Below are 13,721 nucleotides of genomic sequence, written 5' to 3'. Positions count from 1 at the left end.
AACCCTTAATAAATGTATAATTTAAACTAGATCGAATCGATCCAAATTCATGACCTTGTTCCATGCAGCGACAAAATCATTAACAAATTTCTCCTTTGCATCTTCGCAAGCATAAACCTCTGCGATTGCGCGAAGCTCTGTATTAGAGCCGAAAATTAGATCTGCTCTTGTTCCAGTCCATTTCACATCGCCTGTTCTACGATCCCTTCCTTCAAACACCTTGTCTTCATCACTTGCAGACTTCCAGGTAATTCCAAAGTCAAGCAGGTTCACAAAGAAATCATTTGAAAGTGTGCCAGGCTTATCTGTAAAGACACCATGATTTGAATTATCGTAATTCGTATTTAATGCACGCAAACCACCCACGAGAACTGTCATTTCAGGAGCAGTTAATGTGAGCAACTGAGCTTTGTCTACCAACATCTCCTCAGCTGACGCTGTAATATTTGCATTTTGATAGTTTCTGAAGCCATCTGCCCTTGGTTGCAATGCTTGGAACGAATCAACATCAGTTTGATTAGCAGAGGCATCAGCCCTACCTTGGGTGAAAGGAACGCTGACGTTATGCCCAGCATCACTTGCCGCTTTCTCAATAGCTGCGCATCCCCCTAATACAATCAAATCAGCGATCGATACATCTTTTCCAAAAGAGCTTTGAATATCGCTAAGCGTATCGAGTACTTTTCCTAATTGAGATGGATTATTTGCTTCCCAATCTTTTTGAGGAGCAAGTCGAATTCTTCCACCGTTGGCACCACCTCTCATATCTGAACCTCTAAATGTTGAAGCCGAAGCCCATGCAGTAGATACCAATTCTGAAACTGATAGACCTGATCCCAAGATCTTGCGTTTTAAGTCAGAAATATCAGAATCACTTAAGCTATGAGAAGCCGCTGGTATAGGGTCTTGCCAGATCAACTCTTCGTCAGGAACTTCAGATCCAAGATAACGAGCAGCAGGCCCCATATCTCTATGTGTCAATTTATACCACGCACGAGCAAAAGCATCGGCGAACTCTTCTGGATTTTCATGGAATCGCTTGGATATTTTCGCATAGTCTGGATCCATTTTTAATGCCATATCAGCTGTCGTCATCATCAAAGCTTGAGTGTTATCTGCATTGCCCGCAGCTGGAGCCATTCTTGCGTTTGAAGCAGCCGTTGGAGTCCATTGGTTTGCTCCTGCCGGACTTTTCGTTAGCTCCCAATCATAACCAAGTAATACTTCGAAGTAATCATTATCCCATTGAGTTGGGTTAGGCGTCCATGCTCCTTCAATTCCACTTGTAATGGTATCATCTCCATGACCAGAACCGAATGTGTTTTTCCATCCCATACTCTGCTCTTCAATTCCCGCACCTGCAGGTTCTCTGCCAACATACTGGTCAGGATCCGCGGCACCATGTGCTTTACCAAATGTGTGTCCACCTGCAACAAGTGCAACAGTCTCCTCATCATTCATTGCCATTCTTCCGAATGTCTCTTTGATATCAACAGCAGATTTAAGAGGATCTGGGTTTCCATTAGGTCCTTCTGGATTCACATAGATAAGACCCATTTGAACTGCACCTAGTGGATTTTCTAATTCTCTATCGCCTGTGTATCTCTTGTCTCCTAACCATTCTGTTTCAGCACCCCAATAAACGTCTTCCTCCGGTTCCCAGATATCTGTTCTACCCCCTGCGAAACCAAACGTCTTAAAGCCCATCGACTCTAAAGCACAGTTTCCAGCCAATATCATAAGGTCAGCCCAAGAAATCTTTTTCCCGTATTTCTTTTTAATAGGCCATAAAAGAAGTCTTGCCTTGTCCAGATTGCCATTGTCAGGCCAGCTATTTAATGGTGCAAATCGCTGTGTTCCTGTACCAGCTCCACCTCTACCATCTTGAATTCTATACGTACCGGCACTGTGCCATGCCATTCTAATGAAGAAAGGACCATAGTGTCCATAATCAGCAGGCCACCAATCTTGAGAATCTGTCATCAGATCATAAAGGTCTTGCTTGATTGCTTTTAGGTCTAGACTTTTGAACTCTTCCGAATAGTTAAAACCTTCATCCATTGGATCGGACAAAGAAGAATTCTGTCTTAGAATATTCAACTTAAGTTGATTTGGCCACCAATCTCTGTTGGACGTCCCTCCACCAGCGCTTTGATTTAAAACTCCGCCGAGGTAAGGACATTGGCTTGCATCTGCATATTTATCAGAATGATTAGTCATATTGGTATGGGTTTAATACTTTAACTGGAGTAAAACTAGTATTAAGATAATTTATAAATTTTATATGGTTATAAGTCTAACCTATGCTAAAAACTTATTGGGTTTTCTGCTAATCCTTTCTATCTCGTTGGCCGATGCTCAACCAGCTAAAAAGTTTAAGACTAAATATGATCGTGATGATTTAGATCTGGTTCCAGCTGCCCCAGATTATTCACAAATGCAATATTGGATTGCACATCCAGATACCGAAGACATGGCAGACATGGTTCCAGGAAAAGGAGAGTTGAAAGAGAGTCAAGCCACTGCAGAAGTTGATGTGTTTTTCATTTATCCAACAATCTATACTAAAAGGCAAGACAAGGAACATCCGTGGTTTGCGGATGTCAACGACGAAAAGCTGAATAAAGAAATCGCTAATTCTACTATTAAAAATCAAGCGTCAGTGTTTAATGGGTCTGGTAAGATTTATTCACCATTGTATAGGCAAGCGCATATTGGAGTTTATTACATTGACAACCTACCTCTTAAGGTTGAGGCGTTAGATTTTGCATATCAAGATGTGAAGAAGGCGTTTCAGTATTACCTGGAAAACTGGAACAATGGACGTCCAATTATTATTGCCTCGCATAGCCAAGGGACTAATCACGCGGTTAACCTTTTGAGAGATTTTTTTGAAAATCGGCCGCTTATGGATCAATTAGTAGCAGCATACATCGTGGGAATGCCGCTAGACAAAGGAACCTTCTCGTACATTCCTATATGTGAAGATTCAGATGATACTGGTTGCTGGCTTACCTGGAATACATATGCCAAAGGCTACTATCCCAAGGATCATGATTTTTGGTATGCAGATGCATTGAATGTGAATCCTCTGACCTGGACCACAGATACTGCCTATGTTTCGGCGGATAACAATAAGGGTGGGGTATTGAGAAATTTTAAAAAAATACGCCCGGGTATATCAGATGCCCAAAACGCAGATGGCATGCTCTGGATTGATAAACTAAATTTTTTCTGGAGTTTTCTTATAAACTGGGATCGCTATCACATTGTAGATTACAACCTTTTCTATATCAATATCAGAGAAAATGTTGAAGAGCGAGTAAAATCCTATGAAGCAGAAAAAGACTAGCTGTCTTCGTACTGTTCAAGAAACTTTGGAAGTAAGTCCATCATGAGTTCGTAGATTGCAAACTCAGAGGAACTAGCCAGATAAGCATCTGAGAAATTGCAGTATGCAATAAAGCTCGTTAGTTTATCGCCCTCGAGTTTGGTGTTTTCGCCTACCCACTCTCGTGTAAATTTCAATCTTGCTTTTTCAGTAACATATTTAGTCTTGCGGATGTGCTGCATCTTCCGTTTTTCCTTCTCTTTCCTACTTACAGAATGATGGATAGCAGATACAGGGTGGAAAAACATAAATATTGGATTCAAATATTCACTTTTTTCTAACTGGGGGTATGGATCCATTACGACTTTTGGAACCCCGAAAATCTGAAATGTGGTGTCTTCCACCTTTTCTTCTATGATTAATTCTTTGAACCGTTCATACTCGGGAAATTCACCTACCACAACTTCATCCAGATATATGGTATTTAAAGGCAATACGAACGCAATTTCTTCTGAGTTAAACCATGTAGAATCTGCAATCCAAGCAAGTGTTTTATGGCCTACGTTTGAAAATACAAGCGTATCACCTGCCCGAGCAGGCAATTTGAATTTTCCATCTTCATTTGTTGAAGTAAGGCTTCCAGCGTTGATATTTTGAATATGTGCTCCTATCAGTTTTTCATTTGAAAGACTGTCCTTGACAACACCATATACGTAAGTTCGTTGCGCACTAACGTGCCATCCGAATAAGACTAGCGTTATGAAAATGAGCTTTTTCATTTACCCAAATATTCCATTTAATGATCTATAGATATAGGAATTAAGAATTTTTAACCTCACCCTACTTTAAATGGAATGCAAAAAATCAGGCTAAGGTTGCCTGAAAGTTTTACGTCTAATATTTAAGTGCTCCCCAACAAACCATAAGTATATTGGTTAAGACCGTATGGTTAACATCACTAAACATTCAGGGATATATACATTGAAGGTGGAGCAATTTCTACCTATATCACTAGAAAAGGCTTGGGATTTTTTTTCATCTCCAAAAAACTTAGAAAGAATCACACCCAGCCATATGGGTTTTAAGATAACCTCCGGAGAGCCTGGAAGCATGTATCCTGGCCAAATCATTTCATATAAAGTTTCTCCACTTCCCGGTATAAAGACAAGCTGGGTTACTGAAATTACTCATGTAGAAGATCAAAAGTTTTTCGTCGATGAGCAACGATTTGGTCCATATAGCATGTGGCATCATGAACATCATTTTGAAATTAAAGACAATGGGGTCCTGATGACCGATAAGGTATCTTATAAAATTCCCTTTGGAATCCTGGGGCATATAGCGCAAGTCTTATTTGTGAAAAAACAACTTGCCGGAATTTTTAACTATCGAGTAAAAGTGCTTGACGAGATGTTCAAAGAGTAGCCTATCTTTAATGACGGTGTAAAATCGATATTGATATGGACCGTCGAAAAGTATTAAAAGGATTAAGTCTAGGGATGGCGTCTCTGCCGTTTCTATCTGTTAAAGCAAGCCAAGTTCACATTTCTGAATACAAGAATCAATTTGATTCTAACCCTGCGGATGAAAAATTTTGGAAGAAGTTTAGGAGAGATTTCTACGATGTGCCTAAGGACTTCATCAATTTAGAGAATGGGTATTTTGGTGTGCAACCTAAACCCGTTTATGAAGCTTACCTCAAGAATATTGAGATGGTGAACATAAACTCATCTCGATTTTTAAGGACAAAGTATAGCAAGGAGATCAAAGGAATCGTTGCTGACCTTGCGGCTTTTGCAGGCATTGATCCTGAAGAAGCATTAATCACAAGAAATGCAACGGAGGCACTGAACATTGCCATTCAAGGGCTCGATTGGAAAGAAGGAGATGAAGTGATTCTTTCTGGTCAGGATTACTTCAGTATGATCGAGGCTTTTGAGATGCTTGAAATCCAAAAAGGCATTAAAATAAAGCGCGTTAAAATTCCGCTAACGCCAAGTGATGATGAAGAAATTCTGTCACAGTATGAACAGGCAATCACACCAAAAACTAAATGTATCCTTGTCACTCACATGATTCACTTAACTGGTCAAATCATGCCAGTAAAGAAAATTTCAGATCGTTTTAAGTCGCAAGGAATTGACATCATTGTTGATGCCGCACATAGTTTCGCCCAATTTGAATTCGGATTGAAGGATTTAGGTGCTGACTTTGTGGGAGTAAACCTTCATAAATGGTTTGGAAATCCCTTGGGTGCGGGACTTCTGTATGTGAATAAGAATCGCATTAAAGACCTAACTCCATTATTTGGAGATAGTGGAAGAGAAAAAGATGACATCCGTAGATTGGGGCATTTTGGAACACTTTCAGTGCCTACACTTCTAACAATAGCTGATGCTTTGGAATTCAACCAGACAGTGACGTTACCGGTTAAAGAGAATCGTTTACGATACCTTCAAAACTATTGGACTTCAAGGGCCAAGGATATTCCGAATGTTGTTATTACCACACCAACTCAAGAAGATAGAAGTTGTGCAATTGCAAGCTTCAAAATCGAAGGGAAAGAGACAAAAGATGTCATAGCTAAACTTTATGATGATTGGAAAGTATTTACCGTGATTCGATTCTTAGAAGATCAAGAAGTCGTTCGGGTGACGCCAAGCTTATATAATCTTACTTCTGAATTAGATACCTTACTAAAGGCATTGAAATCAATCGCATAACATTTTTGCAAATGAAAAACTTGTTAAAGCTTGAAGAACTGCTAATGTTTCTTCTTTCGATATATCTCTTCAGTTTTCTCGACTATGCATGGTGGATTTATCTTGTTTTTATTCTTACTCCCGACATAGGCATGCTTGGCTATTTGGTCAACACCAATTTGGGTGCAATGCTTTATAATATTTTCCACCATAAAGGTGTAGCAATAGTTATTGGATTTTTAGGATTTTGGTGGGCCATTGTCGAGCTCCAACTGGCTGGCATTATACTATTTGGTCATGCAAGTATGGATCGCATATTTGGATATGGATTGAAGTATAATGACAACTTCAAGCATACACATCTAGGGAATCTATAAGTATTGTCGTGATTTCTATCGTCATACCAACTCTGAATGAGGTAACGAACATCAATGCAACAATTCAGCATACTTTGAGTGTTGCAGATAGACCAGAAGCGCTAGAAATTATTGTGGTTGATGCCGGTAGCATGGATGGTACACTTGACCAAATAAAAAATAGAGAGACAAAGGTCTACTGTAAGCCAGAATTTGCAATGAGGAAGTATGATAGTTTGAATTATGGTTTGAATCATTCAACTGGTGAAATTGTGATGTTTCTAGATGCCGATACTCTACTGCCGCAGAATTTTGATTTGGCTATTTATAGAGAGCTATCGAACAGCAAAGTTGTAGGTGGGGCATTTGAATTTTCCTTTCATAAGCCAGATTGGAAGCTATCCCTTTTGACCATTATAAACCGCATTCGCTACCGATTAGACAAAGCCTATTATGGGGATCAGGCCATATTCGCAAGAAAATCCACGTTATTGGCGATAGGTGGAGTTCCGAAACAACCGCTGATGGAAGCTGCGTATCTTAGCAAAGCACTGAGAAAACGTGGAAGATTAAGTCTGATTAATCCTGGCATTATTACATCTCCACGCCGATTTGACGATCTTGGTTTTTATAAAGTAGCTTGGTTTGATACCAATATGTTCATTCGTTTTAATTTAGGGCTACCCGTCTCCAGATACGCAGATAAGTACTGGAGCAAAAACCTAAACCCAAAATGAACCAGCAACCCCTCGTTTCCATCATAATGGCGGCAAAGGATACCGCACCTTACCTTCCTAATTGTATTGATTCTATTACCAGGCAGACCTATAAAAACTGGGAGCTAATAGCCATCAACGATCATTCTTCTGATCGAACCCCAGACATATTGAATTGGTATGCCGATAAAGATGACAGAATCAAAGTGGTTCATAGCAAAAGAGCGAAACTAATTCCAACGCTAAAAGAAGGGTACGCTGTTGCCAAAGGAGACTTAATCAATCGGATGGACTCAGACGATAAGATGCCTGAAGATAAACTAGAAGTGCTAGTTAATGAGTGGCTCAAATATGGTAAGGGACACATCATAGCTGGTGGGACAGAACATTTCGTTGATAAGGGAGAAGTTGGAGATGGTTTTCGTAGATATGAGGAGTGGTTGAATGATGTTGCAAGAAACGAAAGGCATTATCAGGAAATCTACCAAGAGTGTGTGATTCCATCTCATTGCTGGATCATTCATCGAGATGATTTTGATAGTGTAGACGGATTTAATCCAGAAATTTATCCGGAAGACTACGATTTATGTTTTCGCTTTTATAAAAAAGGCTTGAAAGTACATGGACTTGATAAAGTTCTTCACTACTGGAGAGATCGAGCCGACAGAATTTCCAGAACATGGGAAGAGTATAAAGACAATAGATACTTCGAAATGAAGCTTCGATATTTTTATCAGCTAGATAGAAACCGAGAGCGTCCGCTGGTGCTTTGGGGTGCGGGTAAAAATGGGAAAGACTTAGCCAAACTACTTTTAGAAGAGGAGGATACGTTTCATTGGGTTTGCGACAATGAGCGAAAGATTGGTAAAGACGTTTATGGCATTAAGATGAAGCACTTCGAGGAAATTACGGAGTTCCAAAATCCACAAATTCTCATTGTAGTGACCTCACCAGAAGATAAAATCATAATTCGTAATCAGTTAGCGTCTTGGGGCAAAGAACCCGTGAATGATTATTGGTTTTTTGCATGAGTAGTGTTTCTAAACATATCCTACCGGTAATTGTAACTGCTCAATTTTTTTGTACCTCGCTTTGGTTCGCGGGAAACGCAATAATGCCTGAATTTGCCACCAAATTGGACTTGACCTTGGCCGATACAAGTTACATGGCTTCATCAGTGCAGTTTGGTTTTATAATTGGCACGCTGGTTTATGCGATTCTTACTATTGCAGATCGTTTCCATCCATCAAAAGTATTTTTCCTCAGTGCGCTTTTGGGCGCACTTTGCAACGCTGTAATGATAGCTGAGCTTTCGTTTAGCGGTGTTCTTCTCTTTAGATTTTTTACTGGCTTTTTCCTGGCTGGAATCTACCCTGTAGGTATGAAAATAGCTGCAGATTATTATAAAGATGGACTTGGAAAAGCACTTAGTTTTCTGGTAGGAGCATTAGTACTTGGTACAGCTTTTCCTCATTTCATTGCCAGCTTTGATACCTCTTTGGATTGGAAAAGCGTGGTAGTGGTAACTTCATTTTTAGCCGTTATTGGTGGTCTATTAATCGTCCTTTTGGTAAAGGAAGGGCCTTACAGAAGAATTGGCCAAAAGCCTAAGTTCAAAGCTATGGGAAGTGTCTTCAAAGATTCTGAATTTCGTGCAGCGGCCTTTGGATATTTTGGACATATGTGGGAGCTGTATGCGTTCTGGGCATTCGTGCCAGTTGTTATCCGTAACAACGGCCATCTGAGATTTTATGAAAATGACACCATCTCTTTTCAATCGTTTTTGATCATCGCAATGGGATCAGTTGCATGTTTTATCGGGGGATATATTTCTGAAAAGTTTGGGACACAAAGAACTGCAAAATTGTTTCTTACCCTGTCTGGATTATGCTGTGTTTTATCTCCGTTCTTTTTTGAATTCGATAGATCATATTTCCTTGCTTTAATGACTTTTTGGGGAATGGTTGTAATTGCGGATTCACCACTTTTTAGCTCACTGGTTGCCAATAGAGCAGTTCCAGAATTGAAAGGAACTGCCATTACTATTGTAAATAGCATCGGTTTTGCAATTACAATACTGAGTATTCAGCTAGTCGGCTATATGATCGAAAATTTTGATGAACGACTGGCATTGTTGCCATTGGCGATTGGTCCTATGCTTGGATTATATGCTTTGATTAGTCTTGCTAATTCTTCTAAATGAAAGTATAAAATTTAGCTGTCGAAAAAGAATTGAAACAATCTTTCGTTCTAATGAATCTATTATTTTAGAACACTAACATGTAACCATTTAGTACGTTAAAGTATTCTTTATAAATTCATTTTTGAACCAACCCTAAAAACATGAAGAAAAACCTAATTGCGATCATTACTCTATGCTTTTTTGCTAGTGAGAGTTTAGCTCAGATTAATGCACGAATGCTTAGAGAGCCTGACGTATCTGAAACCACCATTGCATTTGTTTATGCCGGAGATATTTGGGTAGTACCCAAAGAAGGAGGAACGGCGAATAAGCTGAGCTCTCCTACAGGGGAGGAAAAATTTCCAAAATTTTCTCCCGATGGCAATAAAATAGCCTTTACTGCTAATTATGATGGAAACTGGGATGTTTACGTGATTCCTTCAACTGGAGGTGTTCCGACGAGATTAACCACCCACGGTGGTTACGATCAAGTATTGGAATGGCATCCGAATGGATCAAAAATTCTCTTTGCTTCTTCAAGAGAAAGTGGACGTCAACGTTTTTCTCAGTTTTTTGAAGTAAGTGTTGATGGTGGCCTTCCACAGAAGCTTGCGATGCCATATGGTAGTCTAGGGTCCTATTCTCCTGACGGGACTAAACTTGCTTTTAATTTCAAATCAAGAATTAATCGAACTTGGAAAAGATACAAGGGAGGATGGGCACCAGATATTTGGACATATGATCTAGCTACAAATACATCCGTTAATATCACTAACAATGCTTCTAGTGATGAATTCCCAATGTGGAGCGGTAGTAAGATTTACTACTCATCCGACAATGGACCCAACAGCAGATATAATCTATGGGCTTATGATACCGAGTCAGGAAGTAACAATCAAATAACAAATTATTCAGAGTTTGATATTCATTTTCCATCTTCTGGTCCAAGCGATATTGTTTTTGAGAATGCAGGAAAGCTCTATTTGATGGATTTAGCATCTCAGCAAACACGTGAAGTAACTGTTGATGTTATCGCGGACCAGATCTCTCTTAGAGATAAAATGGTGAGTGCAGGAGATTACATGAACTGGTATGATGTATCGCCTGATGGAAAGCGTCTGATAATCTCTGGAAGAGGTGATATTTTCACAATACCAGCAGAAAATGGTGTTACAAGAAACATAACGAATAGTGATGGGGCAAATGATAGAACTCCAAGCTGGTCTCCTGATGGAAAAAAAATAGCTTATTGGAGCGACGCAAGCGGAGAATACCAATTGATGGTTTATAATACAGAGACTAACAAAACTGAGAAATTAACAAACTACACCTCTGGATTTAATTATCACATGTTTTGGTCTCCAGACAGCAAAAAGCTGGCATTTGTTAACCAAGCTATGGAGCTTAATTATTTCGATTTAAATACACGCAAAACAACCAAGATGGATCAAGGCCTATTCATGTTTCATGGTGCTCTTGCAAATTCATCTTTTTCATGGTCCTCAGATAGCAAGTGGATTACGTATTCTAAAGACAACCTAAATAGTAACAGCTCGATTCACTTGTACGATACGGAAGCGAAAAAAGGATATCAAGTCACAGGTTCGTTTTACAGTGATTATTCACCAACTTTTGATCCAGATAACAAGTACTTGTTTTTCTTAACAAATCGAAATATTAGACCAGTGTATTCCGATTTAGACAACACGTTTGTTTATCCGAATAGCACTGTTATTGCAGCAGTACCGCTAACTAAATCGACAGAGCATTTGCTTGCCCCAAAAAATGATGAAGTAGAAATCAAGAAAGAAGAGCAAAAAGAGGAAAACGGAGACAAGAAAAAGAAAGGCAAAAAGGATTCTGATGAAAAATCTGATAATTCGGTAAAAATTGATATAGATGGTTTTGAAAGCAGAATAATACTCTTGCCTGTAGCGGCAGGAAATTATGGTGGTTTAGAAGCCGTTTCTGGAAAAGTAGTCTTTATACAATATCCAAATAGCGGTTCTGCAGAAGGCAGTTCTGCGGTTAAATTCTATGATATAAAGGCAAGAGAAGTGAAAACGTTGATGAATAATGCATACGGATTTGAAATAGCCGCTAACGGAGAAAAGATAGCTGTTTCAAGTGGCGGAAATGTTGGGATTGTAAGTATTGGAGAAGGACAGAAGTTTGATAAAACAGTAGATATGTCTAATGCCAAGATGATGGTAAATCCTATGAATGAATGGAAGCAGATATTTCGAGAGGCTTGGAGATTAGAAAGAGATTTTTTCTATGACGAAGACATGCATGGTGTAGACTGGAATGCTATTGGTGATCAATATGAAAAACTAATTCAACAATGTGTGACAAGATGGGATGTAAATTACATTTTAGGGGAGCTTATTGGTGAGTTAAATGCCTCGCATACATACCGAGGAGGTGGAGATCAAGAAAGATCTTCGAATATGAATGTTGGATACTTAGGAATAGATTGGAAAAAATCGAATGGATATTACCAGGTTGGAAGAATCGTTAGAGGTGCTTCCTGGGATGCAGAAGTTCGATCTCCACTGGACGAAGCGGGAGTTGATATTGGCGTTGGCGATTACATCCTTGCCGTAAATGGCACTCCAATTGATGCTTCCAATGATCCCTTTGCAGCTTTCCAGGGGATGTCAGGCAAAACGGTTGAGTTGACGGTTAACAGTTCAGCTTCCTTATCAAATTCACGAAAAGTATTAGTAAAAACAATGCGAAGTGAGTCTAGACTAAGACATCTTGAATGGATAGAAACTAATCGCAAAAAGGTAGATGAACAAACGAATGGAAGAGCAGGATATATCTATGTCAGAAGTACGGGTATAGATGGTCAGAATGAACTAATAAGGCAGTTTACGGGCCAATTACATAAAGATGCATTGATTATAGATGAACGATTCAACAGTGGGGGTCAAATTCCAGATCGATTCATTGAGATGTTGGACAGAAAGCCGCTTGCATATTGGGCTGTAAGAGATGGGGAGACTTGGTCTTGGCCACCAGCAGGTAACTTTGGTCCAAAAGCAATGTTGATCAATGGTTGGAGCGGTTCTGGAGGTGACGCCTTCCCTGATTACTTCCGAAAAGCAGGTTTAGGACCACTGATAGGGTCAAGAACTTGGGGAGGTTTGATAGGAATATCAGGTGTTCCGTCTCTTATCGATGGCGGAAGTGTTACAGTTCCTACTTTCCGAATGTATGATCCAAATGGAGAGTGGTTTAAAGAGGGTCATGGGGTAGATCCGGACATTGAAGTGAAAGAAAACCCAGGACAACTTGCACAAGGGAATGATGCTCAATTGCAAAGAGCAATTGATTACATAAACGAGCAGTTAGAAAATTATAACGGGAAACCGGCCCCTCCGGAAAAAGAAGATAGGTAATAGAAAAAAGGACTGTTGAAAAGCAGTCCTATTTTTTTCTTGTCATCTTAAATACCTCAGTCCACTTCTTGTCGCCGTTTTTAAGGTCCAATTTGATTTCCATTTCATTTTCAGATTTCAACTCAAAAACGAGCCCTTTGAGTACGATTTTATTCTCAGTAAACTCGATCAATTCGAAATGCACAAAATCTTCCTTATTTTCCCAAGAGACCATTTCAGGAGTAAAATGTTTGAGCTTCAATCCGGTTTCATCCAAGACTAAAAATTCATAAAAATTTAGGCTGCCGTCACCATTATGGTGTCTGTATACTCCCATCATGGTTCCATCCTCAGATGGTGTCGACCAAATTTCTTCGGACGTACCTCCAAATCCATCTCCGGTCCATGTTCCTGCTAGCCAGCTGTATGGTGTTTTACTTTCTTGACTTAGCGCTGCAATACTTGTAAGAGTGATTGCCAATAGTGTTAGGTTTAGTTTCTTCATGTCTTTTTTCATCAATGACGATAGAATGAAAGCTAACTGGACAATTCATCACGCATTTTTTTTAACCTTTCTGGTTCATGCGCAATCCAAGTTTTTAATAAGTCATTCATCATGGTCATGAATTTTGCTGACTTTAACTCACTATTTAAGGGGTCATCCAGAAAATTTTTAAGATCAGACAAAGCAGGTATTTGTTTGAGTTCATCGTTGGTTAGCATCCAAGAACCCATAGACCAGTTTTCAAAAATTCTATCCTTCGAGAATCCTTTTACCCACTGTGTAACTTGATGATGACGCGGGTCCTTCCATATTTTACCAAAGAGCGCCACCACGCTTTCTTCAGGTCCTTCCAGATATTGCAAGAACTTATTTTCAATACCTAGTAAGATTCCCGTAACTCCATTAGCTGGATTGTTTTTTTGAGAAGAAAGGGTAATATCCCTAAGCATTTCGATGGTCATCTTCTCTTTAGGGGTACTTGTGTATATAGTGTAGTAGGTCATCATCTGAATTTAATAAAAATTGTGAATGGATGTAGCGTCT

At 39.4% G+C, this 13,721-nt stretch carries 12 protein-coding genes; 8 read left to right on the top strand and 4 right to left on the bottom strand.

The genetic code is table 11. The features are described 5' to 3' along the window. Positions 1-21 precede the first annotated feature (21 nt). Complete coding sequence (gene katG / locus ACY650_RS08510; protein WP_462253718.1) at positions 22-2,220, bottom strand: catalase/peroxidase HPI; 2,199 nt, start codon at positions 2,218-2,220, stop codon at positions 22-24. Positions 2,221-2,284: 64 nt separating this feature from the next. Here katG and ACY650_RS08505 point away from each other — a divergent pair, with 64 nt between their 5' ends. Continuing rightward, a complete protein-coding gene (locus ACY650_RS08505; RefSeq protein WP_462253716.1) occupies positions 2,285-3,352 on the top strand; it encodes a DUF3089 domain-containing protein in 1,068 nt (355 codons plus the stop codon). Here the strand turns inward: ACY650_RS08505 and ACY650_RS08500 are convergent. Continuing rightward, positions 3,349-4,110: a carboxypeptidase-like regulatory domain-containing protein gene (locus tag ACY650_RS08500; RefSeq protein ID WP_462253714.1), complete on the bottom strand. Its 762-nt coding sequence runs from the start codon at positions 4,108-4,110 to the stop codon at positions 3,349-3,351. The genes ACY650_RS08505 and ACY650_RS08500 overlap by 4 nt on opposite strands. A gap of 166 nt (positions 4,111-4,276) precedes the next feature. Between ACY650_RS08500 and ACY650_RS08495 the strand changes: the two genes are divergently transcribed. From ACY650_RS08495 to ACY650_RS08465, 7 genes are all read left to right on the top strand, one after another. Then, positions 4,277-4,756: an SRPBCC family protein gene (locus ACY650_RS08495; protein WP_462253712.1), complete on the top strand. Its 480-nt coding sequence runs from the start codon at positions 4,277-4,279 to the stop codon at positions 4,754-4,756. A gap of 35 nt (positions 4,757-4,791) precedes the next feature. Beyond that, the gene (locus tag ACY650_RS08490) at positions 4,792-6,054 is read left to right on the top strand and encodes an aminotransferase class V-fold PLP-dependent enzyme (RefSeq protein WP_462253710.1); all 1,263 of its coding nucleotides are present in this window, start codon (positions 4,792-4,794) and stop codon (positions 6,052-6,054) included. 11 nt (positions 6,055-6,065) lie between these two features. Continuing rightward, complete coding sequence (locus ACY650_RS08485; RefSeq protein ID WP_462253708.1) at positions 6,066-6,410, top strand: DUF4260 domain-containing protein; 345 nt, start codon at positions 6,066-6,068, stop codon at positions 6,408-6,410. An 8-nt stretch (positions 6,411-6,418) separates the two neighbouring features. Next, entirely contained in the window at positions 6,419-7,126 is a 708-nt protein-coding gene (locus tag ACY650_RS08480) for a TIGR04283 family arsenosugar biosynthesis glycosyltransferase (protein WP_462253706.1), read from the top strand. Further along, positions 7,123-8,136, top strand: coding sequence for a glycosyltransferase family 2 protein (locus ACY650_RS08475; protein WP_462253704.1), 1,014 nt, complete (start codon positions 7,123-7,125; stop codon positions 8,134-8,136). Before ACY650_RS08480 ends, ACY650_RS08475 begins: the two co-directional genes overlap by 4 nt. Continuing rightward, positions 8,133-9,308 (top strand): MFS transporter, encoded by a 1,176-nt coding sequence (locus ACY650_RS08470; protein ID WP_462253702.1) that lies wholly within the window; start codon positions 8,133-8,135, stop codon positions 9,306-9,308. The genes ACY650_RS08475 and ACY650_RS08470 overlap by 4 nt, the downstream gene beginning before the upstream one ends. Positions 9,309-9,448: 140 nt before the next feature. Beyond that, a complete protein-coding gene (locus ACY650_RS08465; protein WP_462253700.1) occupies positions 9,449-12,694 on the top strand; it encodes a S41 family peptidase in 3,246 nt (1,081 codons plus the stop codon). A gap of 28 nt (positions 12,695-12,722) precedes the next feature. Here the strand turns inward: ACY650_RS08465 and ACY650_RS08460 are convergent, their stop codons facing one another. Together ACY650_RS08460 and ACY650_RS08455 are read right to left on the bottom strand one after the other, a co-directional pair. Then, the gene (locus ACY650_RS08460) at positions 12,723-13,178 is read right to left on the bottom strand and encodes a DUF6265 family protein (protein ID WP_462253698.1); all 456 of its coding nucleotides are present in this window, start codon (positions 13,176-13,178) and stop codon (positions 12,723-12,725) included. A 32-nt stretch (positions 13,179-13,210) separates the two neighbouring features. Beyond that, positions 13,211-13,684, bottom strand: a complete 474-nt coding sequence (locus ACY650_RS08455; protein WP_462253696.1) for a BLUF domain-containing protein — start codon at positions 13,682-13,684, stop codon at positions 13,211-13,213. Positions 13,685-13,721 lie beyond the last annotated feature (37 nt).

The organism is Ekhidna sp. (assembly GCF_963691765.1).
Lineage (GTDB): Bacteria > Bacteroidota > Bacteroidia > Cytophagales > Cyclobacteriaceae > Ekhidna.
Note: the sequence above shows the minus strand (reverse complement) of the source record. Positions and strands in the feature narration are given on the sequence as shown.